Source organism: Reinekea sp., assembly GCF_982785585.1.
This window is the reverse complement of sequence record NZ_CEYAVF010000023.1, coordinates 1-20,617: the sequence shown is the minus strand read 5'-3', so window position 1 is coordinate 20,617 and position 20,617 is coordinate 1. Positions and strand designations below refer to the sequence as shown.

Sequence of the window (20,617 nt, the reverse complement as noted above, 5' to 3'; positions counted from 1 at the left end):
TTAGCACCGGGATGGCCAGCAGCCAAGACTAGCGCCCGGCCCTCCCTCGGGCAACCCTAGGGATCGGAGGGTTGGCCGGTTACTGGATTAAAGTGTCGGGCAATATAACTGATGAGCTCCTGGTAGAGCGGCTGCCAGTCCTCACCCAGAGGCTGATCGAGCCGATGCCAGAAGAACTCATTAGGCTCATGCTCATCGCTGACCTCGGCGACCTGCCAATGCTCCACCAGGATTGGGTCGGTCTCCATCAGGTAGAAGCCATAGGTCGCGTCGACGTCCGCCATCAGTTCCTTGCCAATATAGCGCTTCGCTTTACCTTTAAGACCCGATGCCTGGCGTAGTGAGCGCACACAGGATGCCGCCAAGGTCTCTTTGGCACCGATAAGACCGGTCACCAGCTGCTTGCCAGCGGTGGGTTGGCTGAACGCCAAGATCTCAAGCCCCATGGCAGACTCTCGATAAACGATCGGACAGGCTCTTTTCATGGCACTTTTACCTTATGATTTTTGCAACCTAATTGATTATAAACCACTAGGCGGAGTAGATTTACGATCGTTCGAATGAGCTTAGGACCATAACTTTAACAGATAAGCGCAAACAGGGGTTAGATCACAATACCGAGGGGGGCTTAGGGTGAGCAGAACGGCAGGTCCTGCAGGGCGAGGTATAACGTTAATGGGGTACTTAACCGTTTATCACAGGCAAAAAAAAGAGCGCCGAAGCGCTCTTTTTTGTTCTTACCAAATTATCGATTACTCGATGATTTTAGCAACAACACCGGCGCCAACAGTACGGCCGCCTTCACGAATGGCGAAGCGCAAGCCTTCATCCATCGCGATTGGAGAGATCAGAGTCACAACCATCTTAACGTTGTCACCTGGCATAACCATTTCAACGCCTTCTGGCAGTTCACACGCACCCGTTACATCGGTTGTACGGAAGTAGAACTGTGGACGATAGCCCTTGAAGAACGGAGTATGACGTCCGCCTTCTTCTTTGCTCAACACGTAGATTTCAGACTCGAAAACTGTGTGCGGAGTGATAGAACCTGGCTTCGCTAATACTTGGCCACGTTCAACGTCGTCGCGCTTAGTACCACGCAATAACGCACCGATGTTCTCGCCTGCACGACCTTCGTCAAGCAGCTTACGGAACATTTCAACGCCCGTTACAACCGAAGTTGTAGTCGCACGAATACCGATGATCTGAACTTCGTTACCGGTGTTTACGATGCCGCGTTCAACACGACCTGTAACCACGGTGCCACGACCAGAGATTGAGAAAACATCTTCGATCGGCAACAAGAAAGGCTGGTCGATGGCGCGAACTGGCTCAGGAATATAAGAATCCAGAGTTTCAACCAGTTTACGAACAGCGGTAGTGCCCATTTCGTTGTCGTCTTTGCCTTCCAATGCCATCAGTGCAGAACCGATGATGATAGGCGTGTCGTCACCTGGGAATTCGTACTGTGACAACAGGTCACGAACTTCCATTTCGACCAGCTCTAATAACTCTTCGTCATCGACCATGTCAGCCTTGTTCAGGAACACGACGATGTACGGTACGCCAACCTGACGAGACAACAGGATGTGCTCACGCGTTTGTGGCATCGGGCCATCAGCAGCAGAACAAACCAGGATCGCGCCGTCCATCTGAGCAGCACCAGTAATCATGTTTTTCACATAATCGGCGTGTCCAGGACAGTCAACGTGCGCATAGTGACGCGCAGGCGAGTTGTACTCAACGTGTGAGGTAGAGATGGTGATACCACGCTCACGCTCTTCCGGTGCGTTATCGATGCCGTCAAAAGCAACGAAAGAACCGCCCCAAGTCTCTGCACATACGCGAGTTAAAGCCGCAGTCAAAGTAGTTTTACCATGGTCAACGTGACCGATTGTGCCCACGTTTACGTGGGGCTTAACTCGTTCAAATGTAGCCTTACCCATTTGGTATTTCCTCTAAAGTTAGCACTAGCTTAGCTAATTACGATTTTTTAATGATAGATTCAACAACGTTATTTGGAGCTTCTTTATAAGCTGCAAATTCCATTGTATAAGACGCTCGACCTTGAGACATAGAGCGCAAAGACGTTGCATAACCGAACATTTCGGAAAGCGGTACTTCTGCGTCAATGACCTTACCTGTCGGACCATCACCCATACCTTGCAGTGTGCCACGACGACGGTTCAAGTCGCCCATAACGTCGCCCATGTAGTCTTCAGGTGTAACAACTTCAACCTGCATGACGGGCTCCAATAGGGCCGGATTCGCTCTCTCTTTCAGCTTTTTGACGGCCATCGAGGCAGAGATCTTAAACGCCATCTCGTTTGAGTCGACATCGTGATAGGAACCATCAATCAATGTCGCTTTCAGACCAAGCAACGGATAACCGGCTAAAATACCATTCTTCATCTGCTCTTCAATACCTTTCTGAACAGCAGGAATGTATTCCTTCGGTACCGTACCGCCGACCACTTCGTTTACAAAAACGAGGCCTTCAGCGTTTGGATCTTCAGCAGGTTCAAAGCGAATAACCACGTGACCGTACTGACCACGACCGCCCGACTGACGGGCAAACTTGGAGTCAATTTCGGCCGATTCACGAATGCGCTCTCGGTAGGCCACTTGTGGCGCACCAACATTACATTCTACTTTGAACTCACGCTTCATGCGGTCAACGATGATATCAAGGTGCAATTCACCCTGACCACCGATGATCGTTTGTGCGGTTTCTTCGTCGGTATGAACCCGGAAAGAAGGATCTTCTTGAGCCAACTTACCCAAAGCAACACCCATTTTCTCTTGGTCGGCCTTGGTTTTTGGTTCAACAGCAACAGAGATAACCGGCTCGGGAAAGTCCATGCGCTCCAACGTGATGATGTGGCTCGGGTCACAGAAGGTGTCCCCAGTGGTCACATCTTTCACGCCGATCAACGCACCGATATCACCGGCTGCCAATTCTTTGATCTCTTCACGGTTGTTAGCGTGCATCTGAACCATACGGCCGACGCGGTCTTTTTTACCACGAACCGAGTTGAACACCGCATCACCAGACTTCAATACTCCGCCGTAGACACGGACAAAGGTCAAAGTACCCACGAATGGGTCAGTAGCGATTTTGAAGGCCAAAGCCGCAAAAGGTACATCATCGGATGCCAGTACCGCTTCATGCGTTACGCCATCGTCCAAAATACCTTCAATTGGCTTCACTTCAGTTGGCGACGGCATGTATTCGATCACGCTGTCGAGAACGGCTTGCACACCCTTGTTCTTGAACGCAGAACCGCAGTGAGTCAAAACGATCTCACCGGCAATGGTACGTGCACGCAAACCGATCTTGAGGTCTTCGACCGACAAGGTTTCAGTTTCCATGTACTTTTCCATCAACTCGTCGTTGGCTTCAGCAGCAGCTTCAACCAATTTCAGACGGTACTCGGCAGAGATGTCGGCCATATCAGCTGGAATCTCTCCGTATTCGAAGGTCATACCCTGGTCTTCCATATTCCAGTGAATGGCTTTCATTAATACTAGATCGATTACACCGCTGAAATCGTCCTCGGCACCAATAGGCAATTGCATAGCAATAGCGTTGGCACCCAAGCGATCTTTCATTTGCTCTAAAACAAACAGAAAGTCAGCGCCGGCACGGTCCATCTTGTTGACGAACACCATACGCGGAACATGGTATTTATTGGCTTGACGCCATACAGTTTCCGTTTGCGGTTGCACGCCCGAGGAAGCACAGAGCACCACGACAGCACCATCGAGTACGCGCAGCGAACGTTCAACTTCAATGGTGAAGTCAACGTGGCCCGGCGTATCAATGATATTGATCCGATGTTCGTCAAATTGCTTACCCATACCACGCCAAAAACAGGTGGTAGCAGCAGAAGTAATGGTAATACCACGCTCCTGCTCTTGTTCCATCCAATCCATTGTCGCTGCACCATCGTGCACCTCACCGATTTTATGAGAAATACCGGTGTAGAAAAGGACGCGCTCTGTAGTCGTTGTCTTACCAGCGTCTACATGCGCTACGATACCGATATTTCGGTAGCGTTCTAAAGGAGTTTTGCGAGCCACGACTCTATCTCCGTATCCAGTGAATTAGAAGCGATAATGAGAGAATGCTTTGTTGGCTTCAGCCATACGATGCACGTCTTCACGTTTTTTAACCGCGGAACCTTTGCCATCTGCTGAATCTAACAATTCACCGGCAAGACGTTGACGCATACTTTTTTCGCCACGACCGCGTGAAGCATCGACCAACCAACGCATGGCAAGCGCTTCACGACGAGAAGGACGAACTTCGACAGGAACCTGGTAAGTAGCACCACCAACCCGGCGAGATTTAACCTCAACCAGTGGCGCGATACTTTCGAGTGATTTGGCGAAAAGTTCGAGAGGGTTTTCATGACCCTTGTCTTTTACGATGTCTAAGGCACCGTAAACGATTTTTTCCGCAATTGACTTCTTGCCATCAACCATCACGTGGTTCATGAACTTAGCCAACTGGGTGTTGCCAAATTTTGGATCTGGCAGGATTTCACGCTTCGCAGCGACGCGTCTTCTTGGCATTGATAAGCCCCTTAATTTAGGTCTTCAGGCAGATCTGAAATTCGGCTACGAACTTCCGTTAGGAACTGCGTACCGCACTCAGCCTTACTGCTTATTCTGAGACTGGATAAATAAACAAAACTAGCTTTTTGGTCGTTTAGTACCGTACTTGGAGCGTGCTTTCTTACGATCGTTGACGCCGGAAGTATCCAGAGCACCACGAACCGTATGATAACGAACACCTGGTAGGTCTTTTACTCGACCACCACGGATCAGCACAACACTGTGTTCTTGCAGGTTGTGACCTTCACCGCCGATATACGAAGACACTTCGTAACCGTTGGTTAACCGCACACGACATACTTTACGTAAGGCCGAGTTAGGTTTCTTAGGTGTAGTTGTGTATACGCGAGTACACACACCGCGGCGTTGAGGGCACGCTTCTAGAGCCCGTACGGCGCTTGCTTCTGTCACGCGCTTACGCGGTTGACGAACGAGCTGGTTAATTGTAGCCATTTAAGCCTCTTCTCTGATTTCACTTCTCGTGACATTGCCCAGAAACAGTGGAAAAATCCTCTGTAGCCGGGAAAGGTGCGCGATTCTACGTTATCGCACAATTAGTAGTCAACAGAAAGCGTTTAATCGGCTCTCGAACACCGATCAAACGCCGCTATTTTCTACTTATTTAACGCCTGACTGAGCGCAGCTTCAACTTCCGATGCACTGATCGTCGGCTTGGCTGTGGTTCGTTCAAGACGTCTTTTCTTACGTTCAGCGTGATACGCAAGACCGGTACCGGCAGGAATCAAGCGACCTACCACTACGTTTTCTTTCAGACCGCGTAAATAGTCGCGTTTGCCGGTTACCGCACCTTCGGTCAATACACGCGTCGTTTCTTGGAACGATGCGGCAGAGATAAAGGACTCGGTGGCCAGTGATGCCTTGGTGATACCCAGCAACACACGCTCAAACTTGGCGATCTGCTTATCTTCGGTGACCGCTAAGTCGTTACCTTCCAACAGATGCATAAATTCAACTTGGTCGCCCTTGATGAAATTAGTCTGTCCACTGTCGGTAATCAATGCTTTACGCAGCATCTGGCGGCAAATGACTTCAATGTGTTTGTCGTTGATGACAACACCCTGGAGTCGATATACTTCCTGAATTTCCTTGACCACATACTTGGCCAAGGCTTCAACCCCGAGCACACGCAGAATATCGTGTGGGTTCATTGGGCCGTCAGACAGTACTTCGCCTTTTTCGACGTTCTCACCTTCGAACACGTTCATCTGGCGCCATTTCGGAATCAATTCCTCATACGGCTCAGAACCATCGTGCGGGGTGATCATGATGCGCTTCTTGCCCTTGGTCTCTTTACCGAAGGTAAAGGTACCGGACATTTCCGCCAAGATGGCGGATTCTTTCGGCTTACGGGCTTCAAATAGATCCGCAACCCGTGGCAAACCACCGGTAATATCCTTGTTGCCACTGCTGGCTTGCGGGATACGAGCCAATACATCACCGACCTTAACAGCTGCTCGGTCATGCAGGTTTAACAGCGCGCTGTCCGGCAGGAAGTACTGTACCGGCTGATTGGTGCTGCCGATCAATATGTCACGACCTTCACCATCGACCAATTTAATCATCGGACGAATTTCTTTACCGAGGGCATTACGCTGAGCCTGGGGGATGATTTCAACGGTACTGACACCGGTTAAATCATCGACCTTACGGTTGATCGTGCTGCCTTCGTCCATACCAATAAATTGGATGGTACCGGCCACCTCCGACACGATGGGGTGAGTGTGCGGATCCCAACGAACCACAACCTCACCTGAATCGACCTTGGCGCCGTCTTTAACGCTAACTACAGAACCGTACGGCAGCTTGTACCGCTCACGCTCACGGCCATGCTCATCGGCTACTGCCAACAGGCCTGAACGGCTTACCACGACCAGATGACCGTCTTCACGGACAACCGTCTTGACGTTGTGCAAATGCACGCTGCCGCCATGGCTGATCTGGACGTTATCGATCGCAGAAGAACTGGAGGCCGCGCCGCCGATGTGGAAGGTCCGCATCGTCAGCTGAGTACCAGGCTCACCGATCGACTGAGCGGCAATAATACCGACCGCCTCACCGATATTGATCCGATGGCCACGGGCCAGGTCGCGACCATAACACTGGGCACAGATACCAAAGCGTGTCTCGCACGAGATGGATGAGCGTACCTTAATGATATCGACACCGAGCTGGTCAATGCGTTCAATCCATTTTTCATCGAGCATGGTGCCTGCAGGGATCACTATCTCGTCGGTCGCCGGATCGATAATATCGACCGCATTGACTCGACCCAATACCTGCTTACTCAATGGGAAGACGATGTCGCCGCCGTCGATGACCGGCTCCAAGATAATACCTTCCTGGGTGCCACAGTCTTCTTCGGTTACCACCACGTCTTGCGCTACATCTACCAAGCGACGCGTCAGGTAACCCGACGATGCCGTTTTCAGTGCCGTATCGGCCAAACCTTTTCGCGCGCCGTGAGTGGAGATGAAGTATTCACCTACCGACAAGCCTTCGCGGAAGTTTGCCTTAATCGGGTTTTCGATGATCGAGCCATCTGGCTTAGCCATCAGGCCTCGCATACCGGCGAGCTGACGAATCTGCGTCGCGCTGCCTCGAGCACCGGAATCGGCCATCATAAAGACGGCGTTAAACGAATCCTGCTCAACTTCGTTACCATTGCGGTCGGTGGTGAATTCTCGTGAGATTCCTTCCATCATCGCTTTGGCAATTTGGTCATTGGCACGTGACCAGAGATCGACCACCTTGTTGTATTTTTCACCCTGGGTGATCAGACCCTGAGCAAATTGTTCTTCAACTTCCTGAACTTCCGCTTCGGCTGCGCCGAGTATCACATACTTGGCTTTTGGAATAACAAAGTCATTCACACCAATAGAAGAACCGGATTTAGTCGCGTAATTGAAGCCCATGTACATAACCTGGTCGGCAAAGACCACCGTTTCCTTCAGTCCCACCGAGCGATAGCACTCGTTGAGCAAACCGGAAATGGCTTTCTTCTTCATCGGCTGGTTGACCATGTCAAATGGCATACCATCGGGCGCGATAGAGAACAGGATTGCACGTCCAACTGTGGTGTCTTCAATGGCAATCTTCTCGACTCGAACGCCGTCATCACCGATCAAGACCTGGCGAATACGGACCTTAACGATGGCCTGCAGGGCAACCTGCTCAGCACCGTAGGCGCGCTGGACTTCTTCGATGTTCGAGAACACCATGCCTTCGCCCTTCGCATTGATACGCGCACGAGTCATGTAATACAGACCCAAGACAACGTCCTGCGATGGAACGATAATAGGCTCACCGGAAGCCGGTGACAGAATGTTGTTGGTCGACATCATCAGGGCGCGTGATTCGAGCTGCGCTTCAATGGTCAACGGAATGTGCACAGCCATCTGGTCACCGTCGAAGTCGGCATTATAAGCCGCACAAACGAGAGGATGCAGGTTAATGGCCTTGCCTTCGATCAATACCGGTTCAAACGCCTGGATACCCAGACGGTGAAGGGTTGGGGCGCGGTTCAACAAGACTGGATGTTCACGAATCACATCGTCGAGGATATCCCAAACGATCGGTTCCTCGCGCTCAACCATCTTCTTGGCGGCCTTGATGGTGGTCGCCAAACCGCGGTGCTCCAGCTTGCTAAAGATAAACGGCTTGAACAGTTCCAAAGCCATTTTCTTCGGCAAACCGCATTGATGCAAACGCAGTGTTGGTCCGACCACGATAACCGAACGACCTGAATAGTCGACTCGCTTACCCAAGAGGTTTTGTCGGAAACGACCCTGCTTACCCTTGATCATATCGGCAAGCGACTTCAACGGACGACGGTTAGAACCGGTAATGGCTCGGCCGCGACGTCCGTTGTCGAGCAAGGCATCAACTGATTCTTGCAACATACGCTTTTCGTTGCGCACGATGATGTCCGGCGCTGACAACTCTAACAAGCGCTTTAAGCGGTTGTTACGGTTAATCACTCGGCGATACAGATCGTTTAGATCGGAGGTTGCGAAACGGCCACCGTCAAGCGGTACCAACGGACGTAAATCCGGGGGCAACACAGGCAGAACCGTCAACACCATCCACTGCGGCAAATTGCCCGACTTGTGGAAGGCTTCGAGCAGCTTCAGACGCTTGGACAGCTTCTTGATCTTGGTTTCGGAGTTAGTCGCGGGAATTTCTTCGCGCAGGGTAGAAATCTCACCTTCAAGATCCATGGCTTCCAGCAGACGCTGAACGGCTTCGGCACCCATGCGGGCATCGAAGTCATCGCCGAACTCTTCGATCGACTCATAGTATTCTTCATCGGTCAGCAATTGACCGCGCTCCAAGCTGGTCAAGCCCGGATCGATAACTACAAAGCTTTCGTAATAGAGTATCCGTTCGATATCACGCAGAGTCATATCCAACATCAAACCAATACGAGATGGCAGTGATTTCAAGAACCAGATGTGCGCAACCGGTGCTGCCAATTCAATATGGCCCATCCGCTCACGTCGCACCTTGGCCTGGGTGACTTCAACGCCACACTTCTCACAAATCACACCACGATGCTTCAGACGCTTATACTTGCCACAGAGGCATTCGTAATCTTTGATTGGGCCAAAGATACGCGCGCAGAACAAACCGTCACGCTCAGGTTTGAACGTACGGTAGTTAATTGTTTCCGGCTTCTTCACTTCACCAAAAGACCATGAACGAATCATGTCCGGTGATGCCAGTCCGATTCGTATCGAATCGAATTCTTCGGCCTGGCCTTGTGTTTTCAGCAGGTTTAGTAAGTCTTTCATGTTTCCGCTCCGCAGGGAGTTGGCAACCGGGCAGCCCGAAGGCTGCCCATTCAATTACTCTTCGTTTTCCAGCTCCATATCGATACCCAGCGAGCGGATCTCTTTCACCAATACGTTGAAAGATTCCGGCATACCAGGTTCCATACGGTGATCACCATCGACAATGCTCTTATACATTTTCGTACGGCCATTCACGTCATCTGACTTCACTGTCAACATTTCCTGCAAGGTGTAAGCGGCACCGTAAGCTTCTAAGGCCCACACTTCCATTTCACCAAATCGTTGACCACCAAATTGCGCTTTACCGCCCAATGGTTGTTGTGTTACCAGACTGTATGAGCCAGTTGAACGAGCATGCATCTTGTCGTCCACTAAGTGGTTCAACTTGAGCATGTACATGTAACCGACAGTCGTTTTGTTTTCGAATAGGTCGCCAGTACGGCCATCCCACAATTGGATCTGACCGCTGTCATCCATGCCAGCTAAACGCAACAGACCCTTAACTTCTTCTTCTTTCGCGCCATCAAAGACCGGGGTGGCAATAGGTACACCACCGCGCAGATTACCTGCCAGCTCCATGATTTCCGCATCGGAAAATTCACCGAGGGTTTCAGTACGGTGACCGGTACCAGAGTGGTTATAAATCTGGTCCATAAAGTCACGTAAATCACCTGCGCTGCGCTGCTCGAGCATCATCTCGTTGATTTGGTCACCCAGACCCTTGGCGGCGGCACCTAGGTGCGTTTCCAAAATCTGACCAACGTTCATCCGCGAAGGCACACCGAGCGGGTTAAGCACGATATCGACTGGGTTGCCTTTGGCATCATAAGGCATGTCTTCGACCGGCATAATCACCGAGATAACACCCTTGTTACCATGACGTCCAGCCATCTTGTCGCCCGGCTGTATGTAGCGTTTAACCGCCAGATACACCTTGACCACCTTCAAAACGCCTGGCTGCAGATCGTCACCCGACTGCAGTTTGCGTTTCTTGTCGTCGAAGCGAGCTTCTTGATCGACCTTACGCTCTTTTAAGCGGCTCTCAGCCGACTCCAGCTGTGCGGCCATGGCTTCATCCTGCATACGCAGTTTGAACCAGTCAGCACGCGGCAAAGCGGCTAGGTATTCGGCTGTAAGCACGTCACCTTTTTGAAGATCGGGTCCACCGGATACCGGCTGGCCGACTAACGCAGCGGTCAGACGCTCAAACAGCGTATTTTCAACAATACGATATTCTGCGTTCAAATCTTTGCGGAACTCTTCCAACGCTTGGCGCTCAATATCACGTGAACGTTGATCACGCTCTACACCATCACGGGTAAAGACCTGAACATCGATAACGGTACCGCGCATACCACCCTTAACACGCAGGGAGGTATCTTTCACATCAGAGGCTTTCTCACCAAAGATCGCACGTAACAGCTTCTCTTCTGGGGTCAGTTGGGTTTCGCTCTTAGGCGTTACCTTGCCGACTAGAATATCGCCTGCGCCGACTTCAGCACCGATGTAAACGATGCCGGACTCGTCAAGCTTGTTCAGAGCGGCCTCGCCAACGTTCGGGATATCCGCGGTAATTTCCTCAGGCCCTAACTTGGTGTCTCGGGCAATACAGGTCAATTCCTGGATATGGATCGATGTAAAGCGATCCTCTTTGACAACCTTCTCAGAGACCAAGATGGAATCTTCGTAGTTGTATCCGTTCCACGGCATAAAGGCGATGCGCATGTTTTGGCCAAGAGCCAATTCACCCAGGTCGACGGATGGGCCGTCGGCAAGTACATCACCGCGTGCAATCGGATCACCCTGATTGACAATGGTGCGCTGATTAATACAGGTGTTCTGGTTTGAACGGGTATATTTGGTCAGGTTGTAAATATCGACACCGGCATCATCTTCACCGATTTCATCACCTGCGACCTTGACCACGATGCGCGATGCATCGACATATTCCACGATGCCGCCACGATCCGCGACGATACAGACGCCGGAGTCGATAGCCACATTACGTTCGATACCGGTACCCACCAAAGGCTTATCTGACTTTAGCGTGGGCACGGCTTGACGTTGCATGTTCGAACCCATCAGGGCTCGGTTAGCATCATCGTGTTCCAAGAACGGAATTAACGAGGCCGCAATGGATACGATCTGACGTGGTGACACGTCCATCATATCGACCTTGTCTAACGGGGCCAGGGTAAACTCGTTCTGATGGCGGACCTGAACGAATTCGCCCTGGATCATGCCATGCTCATCGACCGTAACGTTAGCCTGCGCGATGGTATGGCGAGCCTCGTCGATAGCCGACAAATAAACGATCTCATCACTAACCTTACCCGCAGATACCTTACGGTACGGCGTTTCCAGGAAACCATAGCTGTTGGTACGCGCATAGGTTGCCAGAGTGTTGATCAGACCGATGTTTGGACCTTCCGGTGTTTCAATTGGGCAAACACGGCCATAGTGGGTCGGGTGCACGTCACGTACTTCAAAACCAGCACGTTCACGTGTCAAACCGCCGGGTCCCAATGCCGACACACGTCGCTTATTGGTAATTCCGGACAACGGGTTGTTTTGATCCATAAACTGGGACAGCTGAGACGAACCGAAAAACTCTTTGATGGCAGCTGCAACCGGCTTGGCGTTGACCAAATCCTGTGGCATCAAACCTTCACTTTCGGCCATAGACAGACGTTCACGCACGGCGCGTTCAACTCGAACCAAGCCCACACGGAACTGGTTCTCAGCCATCTCACCGACCGAACGTACCCGTCGGTTACCCAAGTGATCGATATCATCGACTTGACCATTACCATTACGAATCGCGATCAGGGTCTTAACAACCTCGACAATATCATCGCGGCTCAGAATACCAGCACCTTCATCGTCTTCACGACCGAGGCGACGGTTAAACTTCATCCGGCCAACAGCGGACAGGTCATAGCGATCCGTTGAAAAGAACAGGTTCTGAAACAGTGTCTCAGCCGATTCTTTCGTTGGTGGCTCACCTGGACGCATCATGCGGTAAACTTCAACCAGGGCCTCTAGAGGCGTACTGGTAGGGTCATTACGCAGAGTGTCGGAAATAAAAGGTCCACAATCGAGATCGTTGGTGTACAGCGTCTCAAAACTCTTAATCTTTTGGGTGCGAATCGTCTCGAGTACATCGAGCGTGATTTCATCATTGCAATTGGCCAAAATTTCACCCGATTTGGAATCAACCAAGTCGGTAGCCAGGGCTTTGCCCAAAAGGTAAGAATCCGGTACTGCTGCAGACTGCAGGCCAACTTCTTCAAAGTCGCGGATATGACGGGCGGTAATACGCTTGCCTTCTTCGACCAGCACATTGCCTTTCTTATCTTTGATTTCAAATGCGGCGGTTTCGCCTTTCAATCGAGCACCCACAATCATCATTTCGATTGCAGTGTCTTTAACCTTGTATTCCACGCGGTCAAAGAACAAATCTAGAATTTGCTGATTGTTTAATTCAAGAGCACGCAACAAGATGGTCGCGGGCAACTTACGGCGCCGATCGATGCGAACAAAAACCTGATCCTTCGGATCAAATTCAAAGTCCAGCCAAGAACCACGGTAAGGGATAACTCGAGCTGAGTGCAATAACTTGCCTGAGCTGTGCGTCTTACCTTTATCATGGTCAAAAAAGACACCCGGCGAACGATGTAGCTGGGACACCACAACTCGTTCGGTACCATTAATAATAAAGGTACCATTATCGGTCATTAATGGGATCTCGCCCATATAGACTTCTTGCTCTTTAATGTCCTTAATTGCTTTGCTCGGTGAGTCTTTATCATAGATGATAAGACGCACTTTCACGCGCAATGGCGCCGCATAGGTAACCCCGCGCAATTGACATTCTTTAACGTCAAAAGCAGGTTTGCCCAGCTTATAGCTGACATATTCAAGTGCAGCGTTGCCAGAATAACTGACAATTGGAAATACCGATTTAAACGCAGCATGTAGACCGCTATCTTGGCGTTCTGAGGCATCAAAATCTGCCTGCAGAAAACTACGATAGGAATCTAACTGTATAGCCAACAGATATGGAATATCCATTACTGGCTCAAGTTTGCCGAAATCCTTACGGATTCGCTTTTTTTCGGTGTAAGAGTATGCCATCAGCAATCCCCAGCTTGTTCACCAACGGTGTGTCTGAGTGGTTGAACCGCTAAAATGCGGCTTATCGGACTACAGTTATCAGCAGACAGGTCTAATAACTCCGACTTTCACGTCCTGTGCGCTCCGCTATAGGGAGCCCCAACGCCTAAGCGTTTGTTCCTAATCCGGCAAAAATAAATTCACCGGTGAAAATAGTATTCCTGTAAGACAGGAAAAGGCCGGTAACCTAACAGGCTACCAGCCGCGCTATATTGGACGGCAATGCCACCCAGTAGCGTTTTACTTAACTTCTACAGTCGCGCCAGCTTCTTCAAGCTTCGCCTTAACTGTATCGGCTTCTTCTTTAGACACAGCTTCACGCACTGGTGCTGGAGCACTGTCTACAACGCCTTTAGCTTCTTTCAGGCCAAGACCAGTAATTTCGCGAACAATTTTGATCACGTTTACTTTCTTCTCGCCGCAAGAAACCAGGATTACGTCGAATTCAGTTTGCTCTTCAGCAACTGCAGCGACGGCACCAGGTGCTGCAGCAGCCGCTGCACTAACACCGAACTTTTCTTCCATTGCGCTAATCAATTCAACAATGTCTTTTACAGACATTTCAGAAACTGCATTGATTATATCGTCTTTAGTCAGAGACATGACTTCATTCCTAATCTGTTGGGGAAGAACCCCATTAAACCGTTAATTGACCACCAAGCTCGAAATAAGCTTATGCAGCTTCCTGTTCTTTCTGATCGCGCACTGCTGCCAATGTACGTACGAGCTTGCCTGCTGAAGCCTCTTTCAAGACCATCATCAGTTTTGCAATTGCTTCGTTGTATGTTGGCAAACTAGCTAGCAAGTCGACAGGTGTAAGTTCACCCTCGAACATGGCAGCTTTAAGTTCAAGCTTCTCGTTCTTCTTAGCGAATTCACCCAGGATACGTGCACCTGCACCGGGATGGTCCATAGAAAAAGCGATCAGCGTCGGACCGACAAAATTGTCAGCCAAACCTTCAAAAGAAGTACCTTGAACCGCACGGCGAGCCAGCGTATTACGTACGACTTTCAGCCATACGCCATTGTCACGCGCGAGCTTGCGAAGAGTGGTCATGTCATTAACTGCCACGCCACGCGAGTCTGCGATAACCGCTGACTGCGCGTTCTTAGCTTGCTCTGCTACTGCAGCAACAATTGCTTTTTTGCCTTCGAGATTCAGTGCCACTGAGAAATCCCCTGTTTAAAACCTCCGAAGAGGTCAACCTATTTTCAGCCCTTGCGGGCTGACCAGTTATAACGGCAACAGCTCATATAAAATGTGCTTGGTATACCGTCTGCGTAGGACATTAAGACAGCTGCGAACAGCCATCACCTACGGTCTTTGACTGCATAGACGAATCTATGCTCCAAAGTTTGTTAGACGCTTAGTGTACTTTGATCAAGCGCAATACCTGGACCCATGGTGGTCGTCAGGGAGATCTTCTTAACATAAACACCCTTGGAAGAAGATGGCTTCAACCGCTTGAGGTCTGCTAATAGAGCTTCTGCATTGCCTTTGATGGCACTAAGGTCAAAATCTACCTTACCGATGCAAGCATGGATAATACCGTTTTTATCGGTACGGAAACGCGCTTGACCGGCTTTTGCATTCTTTACCGCGGTTGCGACGTCAGGCGTCACAGTACCGACTTTCGGGTTTGGCATCAGTCCACGTGGTCCCAACAACTGACCCAACTGACCAACAACACGCATTGCATCAGGAGACGCAATAACAACACCGAAGTTCAGATCGCCACCTTTCATCAATTCGGCAAGATCTTCCATGCCGACGACTTCTGCACCGGCAGCTTTAGCTGCTTCGGCGTTAGCGCCCTGAGCGAAAACCGCGATACGCACATCCTTACCGGTGCCGTGTGGCAAGACGGTAGATCCGCGTACGTTTTGATCGGATTTACGTGGATCGATACCCAACTTAACAGCGATGTCCAAAGACTCAACGAACTTAACCGTTGATAGCTCTTTCAATGCCGCTACAGCATCATCGATGCTGTACAACTTAGTGGAATCGACTTTTTCATTCGCAAGACGTGCGCGTTTAGACAATTTAGCCATTACAGAACACCCTCTACATTCAAGCCCATGCTTCTTGCCGTACCGGCAATAGTCCGCACTGCAGCATCCATGTCAGATGCAGTCAGGTCCGGGTCTTTAGCTGTTGCAATTTCTTCCAGCTGTGCACGGGATACAGTGCCTACTTTTTCAGTATTTGGACGAGCGGATCCGCTCTTCAGGCCCAAAGACTTTAACAGCAAGACAGATGCTGGCGGCGTCTTAGTGACAAACGTAAAACTACGGTCGGCGTAAACGGTAATTACCACGGGAACCGGCAAGCCTGGCTCCAACTTCTGCGTCTCAGCGTTGAACGCCTTGCAGAACTCCATGATATTCACACCGTGCTGACCCAACGCAGGGCCTACCGGGGGGCTTGGATTCGCCTGACCGGCTTTAACTTGCAGCTTTACATAAGCTGTGACTTTCTTAGCCATAATAGCTTCCTCAATGTGGGTGCAAACGCCTTACGGCTCCCCGATAACAAAACAGAGACGCCAAAAACCCGATCTCTCGATCAGGTTCCCTGCATCACCATTACCCTCAGGCCTTATCGACCTGGGAAAATTCCAATTCAACCGGCGTAGAACGCCCGAAGATAGAGACCGAAACCTGCAAGCGACTCTTCTCGTAGTTGACTTTTTCAACGGTACCGTTGAAATCCGCAAAAGGCCCATCAATAACGCGAACCATTTCGCCTGGCTCGTAAATCGTCTTCTGGGTCGGCTTATCGACACCCTCTTTGACTCGCTGTAAGATAGAGTCGGCTTCTTTGCTGGTTAGTGGGGCCGGCTTTTCGGCCGTTCCACCAATAAAGCCCATCACACGTGATGTACCCTTCACCAAATGCCATGAGGCATCATTCATCGCCATCTCGACCATTACATAGCCAGGATAGAACTTACGCTCACTCTTGCGCTTCTTGCCGTCACGCATCTCAACGATGGATTCCGTTGGCACTAGGATCTCGCCAAAATCATCCTGCATACCTAGTAACTCGACCTGCTCCATTATAGAAGCCGCTACACGCTTTTCGTAACCAGAATAGGCGTGAACCACATACCAACGCTTTGACATTGAACTACCCTTATCCTATGACCATGGAAACTAACCAACCAATTAACGTATCCACAGCCCACAAAATCAAAGCTACGACCAATACAAACGCTATTACGACCAAGGTTGTTTGTACCGTCTCTTGACGGGTTGGCCAGACAACCTTACGGACCTCTACCCACGCTTCTTTACGCAGGCGATTGATCGACTTGCCTTTTTCAGTCATCAGCGCCACACCAACGGCAGCTACTAACAACACAAGAACACCCAACACCCTATAGATCAACGACTCGGCTGAAAAATAGTAGTTTCCGCCAATCGCCAGACATATCAAGACGATGGCTACGAACCATTTGGAGTAATCGAAGACTGAACTTGTTGAATTAACCTGAGCATTCATTCAGCAAAGCACCTGTGCTGGTGAAAAAAATTTGGCAGGCCAGGGGGGACTCGAACCCGCAACTTTCGGTTTTGGAGACCGACGCTCTACCAATTGAACTACTGGCCTATAACTTATTTGGGCGCCGGATTTTAATCCAACTCCCGGTGCTTTTCAAGCACTAACTGTCACCTTTACAACAAACCACCGCTAGCGCCGTGTCCTGTTGCGAGGAGGCTGGGCATCTTATTGAATTCAAATCAATTTTTCCATCTTTTTTTAGGAAATATGCAAAAATATCCCGATCTGGCGATAACACCAGAGCCTGAAAGGTTCCATTTCGGGTTGCCGAGATTTTAGACACTGACAAGTGCCAAGCTAGGGGATTTATCAGGACCGAAGCTAGAAACGATGCTATCAAATTAATGAGACCAGCCTGCTAAGATGCGAGTGGTCCAGAAACTGAAAAGGCAGCCACCGAGGTGCCTGCCTTACAATTACTAATACACTATCGAGATGGTGCTCACGATGAGAGTCGAACTCATGGCCTCTCCATTACCAATGGAGTGCTCTACCACTGAGCTACGCGAGCGAAACAGATTATGGAGCGGGTAGCGAGAATCGAACTCGCATCATCAGCTTGGAAGGCTGAGGTTCTACCATTGTACCATACCCGCGAACTCTCAATAAGAGAGTGGTGGAGGGGGATGGATTCGAACCATCGAAGCTTGCGCGGCAGAGTTACAGTCTGCTCCCTTTGGCCACTCGGGAACCCCTCCTGAACGGGCGCAAAGTGTGCCGTAAGGCGCTCTTACTGTCAACAGTGTTTGTGAACTTTATCAGTTATTACAAGCACTTAGACGAAAGATATCACTTTGTTCCCTCCTCGCATTGCGAAGAGGCGCGCATATTAGGGTCAGGGAAAAAAAAATGCAAGCCTAATTGCAGTTGTAGCGCGAATATTCTGCCTTTTCATACTGAGACAAGATAGACGCCAGTGTCTCGTCCGCCACCAACGCCGCCGAAATCGGGTCGATCACCAGGCTCACCGAGTCGGATCGATGCTCCTTGCTCACAATGGAGGCATTTACGCCCTTGCTGGCGAGCAAGGATTGTTGCCGTAGCGCATTCTTTTCGCTGGAAAACATACCCATTGATAGGGCATTGGCATTGATACCCGTAGAGATGATGTAGCTTTCGATTTCCTTAGCCGCCACCTCGGTTAACTTCTCCTTTGCCAAGCTTTTATTTTTGAACGGCCCAAAAATTACTTGGTAATCCGTTTTGACAACCTTCTGAGACGGCTCTTGGATTGCCGCGATTTCGATTGCTTGCAGCCGCGACACAATCACCTCAAGACTTTGCCCACTGACCAAACCCTCTATGCGCACGCATTGCGTTGGCTTGGTTTCGCCTTGCGCGCTGTCGGACGGACGCTTGGACTGCTGGAGCCGGTCTATCTGGTTCTTGGTGGGCTGTAAATTACTCAATGTTGCCATCGCAACGGTACTTATAGCCGGTGCAGCCGGTTGTGTTGACAGCCAATATTGGTAACCACCGAAACCAAGGTTGAGAACAACCAACACTAATAGAATCCATCTCATTTGCTGTCTCCGTTTAGCTCATTGATTAGTCGCCAATAGTATTTCAAACCCTGCAAAACCAAGTTGGGCGCATGGATAATGGGCTTGGTTAGATGCGGCCGAAGGGTGTCAGCATCGCCGCCAGTGAGCACAACCTGTGCCTTAGCAGAACCGAAGGACTGTACTGTTTGCTCTATTAGGGCAACCGCCCCATAGACAATACCGAAATTTAGGCACCCGATAGTATCCTGGCCCAGTTGAGCGCTAAAGCCAAGGTCGGCCTTTGGCAAGTGCGCCGTATTACCGGTCAGGCTTTTGGCCGCTAGTGCCAAGCCAACAGATATCGAACCGCCTTGGTGCCGGGAGTCCTTGGTGAGGTAATCGATCTTTAATGCGGTACCGGCATCGACAACCCATAGGTCCTGACCCGGAAAGCGCTGGCAGGCGCCAAGCATAGCCAACCAACGGTCCACCCCCAGCAGACGGACATCAGGATACACCAAGCGCAGGCCGGCAAAGCCATCGACGACGGTCGCAACCTGAGCTTCGATACCTTGGGCCCAGAGCACACCGACTACTTCTGCTGTTTGCTGCGACACCGACGCTACCACTACCTCGCACACATAGCCATCGGTGACGAAACTTGCCAGCGACCCAAGGTCTGCAAAGACTCCGTAATCATCGCCATGGCTATACTTAATACGCGTATTGCCGCAATCTAAAAATAAGGTTGCTGATTCATTTACCATCTAACACTCACCTCACCACCATTGAACAAGCGCAGCGTGCCGGAATCGTCCAAGACAATCAATTGGCCCTTTTCATCGATACCCTGGGCCGTACCCGTGGTCACGCGGTCACCTTGGTGGACACCAATACTGCGGCCATAAAGGAAGTCACGGGAGCGCCAGGCTGCCAGGATAGGCCAGGTTCCGGAGCACTTGGCCGCGGCAAAGGTGTTGACTATCGCCTCGGCCATTTTGACCAATAGTAGATCGCGAGGTAAAAGACGCCCAGTTTCGACCAGCAAGCTCGTGGCGGCGTTAGCGGTATCAGTAGGCGCGCTCGCAACGTTAATCCCCACGCCAATCACCAACGTCGCTTCATCAATTGGGCTGCCTTGGAGCTCACATAGGATGCCGGCCAATTTCTTATCTCTACAGTAGAGGTCATTCGGCCACTTGAGTTGAACCGGTAAACCGGTCTCCTGCTCCAAAGCAGTCGCGACAGCTACGCCAACCAGCAGGCTTGATAGGTACAGTACGCCGACCTCAAAAATGGCCCTATGCCCTAGGCTGAAAGTAAGGTTGGTACAGGGTGGGCTCTGCCAAACCTTGCCTCTTCGGCCACGCCCTGCCTGCTGAAATTCTGCGGAAAATAACTTCCACTCATCGAGCTGGTAAACCGCGCCGAGCGCTGTCTTGTTGGTTGAATCTGTTTGCGCAACTATATCGATAACGGGAAATATGTCACGTCCGGCCGCCGACAACTTTGCGGACACCTGTTTCGAATCAATAGGCTGAATCGGGGTGAGTAGGCGATAGCCTCGACCGCGGATTTTATTTATCAATAGGCCGGATGACTCCAGGTCTTTTACCCAGGACGCAATGGTCGGTCTTGAGACATTAAGCGCCGCAGACAAGTCTTGCCCCGACACGAAATCTTGGCCTTGGAGCAACGACAATAGGGTTAGCAGCTGTTTCAGAAAGACGTTCTCCACTCGGCGATTGGGCATTGATTCAATACAGACGGTTCAAGGTGTTGTCTTAGTTAGGCCAAATTGGCACTAGCCACCTAGGATAGCGATAAATAATATTTATACCAGATGCGAAGTCGTCGTTCAGCTAATTAGCATGGTCAGGCATTGCTCTCACCATATGTATAATCGAACAGGCATAAAAAAACCCGCAGCCGTTAGACTGCGGGTTTTTCGTTTTTTT

General features: G+C 50.5%; 16 protein-coding genes and 4 tRNA genes. All 20 read right to left on the bottom strand.

Going from position 1 to position 20,617, the window contains the following annotated elements; translation table 11 throughout:
* Positions 1-56: 56 nt before the first annotated feature.
* Positions 57-485: an NUDIX hydrolase gene (locus tag AC4FIC_RS10275; RefSeq protein WP_100258442.1), complete on the bottom strand. Its 429-nt coding sequence runs from the start codon at positions 483-485 to the stop codon at positions 57-59.
* A gap of 267 nt (positions 486-752) precedes the next feature.
* A complete protein-coding gene (gene tuf / locus AC4FIC_RS10270) occupies positions 753-1,946 on the bottom strand; it encodes an elongation factor Tu (RefSeq protein WP_100258443.1) in 1,194 nt (397 codons plus the stop codon).
* A 37-nt stretch (positions 1,947-1,983) separates the two neighbouring features.
* Positions 1,984-4,083: an elongation factor G gene (fusA, locus tag AC4FIC_RS10265; protein ID WP_100258444.1), complete on the bottom strand. Its 2,100-nt coding sequence runs from the start codon at positions 4,081-4,083 to the stop codon at positions 1,984-1,986.
* Positions 4,084-4,107: 24 nt separating this feature from the next.
* On the bottom strand, positions 4,108-4,578 hold the full coding sequence (gene rpsG / locus AC4FIC_RS10260) for a 30S ribosomal protein S7 (RefSeq protein WP_100258445.1): 471 nt from the start codon (positions 4,576-4,578) through the stop codon (positions 4,108-4,110).
* A gap of 120 nt (positions 4,579-4,698) precedes the next feature.
* Positions 4,699-5,073 carry a 30S ribosomal protein S12 gene (rpsL, locus tag AC4FIC_RS10255; RefSeq protein ID WP_100258446.1) on the bottom strand — a complete coding sequence of 125 codons (375 nt, stop codon included), beginning with the start codon at positions 5,071-5,073 and terminating at the stop codon, positions 4,699-4,701.
* Between the two features lie 161 nt (positions 5,074-5,234).
* A complete protein-coding gene (gene rpoC / locus AC4FIC_RS10250; RefSeq protein ID WP_100258447.1) occupies positions 5,235-9,431 on the bottom strand; it encodes a DNA-directed RNA polymerase subunit beta' in 4,197 nt (1,398 codons plus the stop codon).
* 54 nt (positions 9,432-9,485) lie between these two features.
* Positions 9,486-13,568, bottom strand: a complete 4,083-nt coding sequence (gene rpoB / locus AC4FIC_RS10245; RefSeq protein WP_100258448.1) for a DNA-directed RNA polymerase subunit beta — start codon at positions 13,566-13,568, stop codon at positions 9,486-9,488.
* Between the two features lie 279 nt (positions 13,569-13,847).
* Positions 13,848-14,210 carry a 50S ribosomal protein L7/L12 gene (gene rplL / locus AC4FIC_RS10240; RefSeq protein WP_100258449.1) on the bottom strand — a complete coding sequence of 121 codons (363 nt, stop codon included), beginning with the start codon at positions 14,208-14,210 and terminating at the stop codon, positions 13,848-13,850.
* A 70-nt stretch (positions 14,211-14,280) separates the two neighbouring features.
* The gene (gene rplJ / locus AC4FIC_RS10235; protein ID WP_100258450.1) at positions 14,281-14,775 is read right to left on the bottom strand and encodes a 50S ribosomal protein L10; all 495 of its coding nucleotides are present in this window, start codon (positions 14,773-14,775) and stop codon (positions 14,281-14,283) included.
* Positions 14,776-14,966: 191 nt separating this feature from the next.
* Positions 14,967-15,662: a 50S ribosomal protein L1 gene (gene rplA, locus AC4FIC_RS10230; RefSeq protein ID WP_100258451.1), complete on the bottom strand. Its 696-nt coding sequence runs from the start codon at positions 15,660-15,662 to the stop codon at positions 14,967-14,969.
* Positions 15,662-16,096: a 50S ribosomal protein L11 gene (gene rplK, locus AC4FIC_RS10225; protein WP_100258452.1), complete on the bottom strand. Its 435-nt coding sequence runs from the start codon at positions 16,094-16,096 to the stop codon at positions 15,662-15,664. Before rplK ends, rplA begins: the two co-directional genes overlap by 1 nt.
* A 106-nt stretch (positions 16,097-16,202) precedes the next feature.
* On the bottom strand, positions 16,203-16,736 hold the full coding sequence (gene nusG / locus AC4FIC_RS10220; protein ID WP_100258453.1) for a transcription termination/antitermination protein NusG: 534 nt from the start codon (positions 16,734-16,736) through the stop codon (positions 16,203-16,205).
* Between the two features lie 10 nt (positions 16,737-16,746).
* On the bottom strand, positions 16,747-17,115 hold the full coding sequence (gene secE, locus AC4FIC_RS10215; protein WP_100258454.1) for a preprotein translocase subunit SecE: 369 nt from the start codon (positions 17,113-17,115) through the stop codon (positions 16,747-16,749).
* A 32-nt stretch (positions 17,116-17,147) separates the two neighbouring features.
* Positions 17,148-17,223, bottom strand: a tRNA-Trp gene (locus AC4FIC_RS10210).
* A gap of 388 nt (positions 17,224-17,611) precedes the next feature.
* Positions 17,612-17,686: transfer RNA gene (locus AC4FIC_RS10205), tRNA-Thr, on the bottom strand.
* An 11-nt stretch (positions 17,687-17,697) separates the two neighbouring features.
* Positions 17,698-17,771: transfer RNA gene (locus AC4FIC_RS10200), tRNA-Gly, on the bottom strand.
* 18 nt (positions 17,772-17,789) lie between these two features.
* Positions 17,790-17,873, bottom strand: a tRNA-Tyr gene (locus AC4FIC_RS10195).
* A 159-nt stretch (positions 17,874-18,032) separates the two neighbouring features.
* Complete coding sequence (locus AC4FIC_RS10190; protein WP_100258455.1) at positions 18,033-18,698, bottom strand: SPOR domain-containing protein; 666 nt, start codon at positions 18,696-18,698, stop codon at positions 18,033-18,035.
* Positions 18,695-19,426, bottom strand: a complete 732-nt coding sequence (locus AC4FIC_RS10185) for a type III pantothenate kinase (protein ID WP_273286343.1) — start codon at positions 19,424-19,426, stop codon at positions 18,695-18,697. The genes AC4FIC_RS10190 and AC4FIC_RS10185 overlap by 4 nt, the downstream gene beginning before the upstream one ends.
* The gene (locus tag AC4FIC_RS10180; RefSeq protein ID WP_100258457.1) at positions 19,420-20,412 is read right to left on the bottom strand and encodes a biotin--[acetyl-CoA-carboxylase] ligase; all 993 of its coding nucleotides are present in this window, start codon (positions 20,410-20,412) and stop codon (positions 19,420-19,422) included. Before AC4FIC_RS10180 ends, AC4FIC_RS10185 begins: the two co-directional genes overlap by 7 nt.
* Positions 20,413-20,617: the final 205 nt, after the last annotated feature.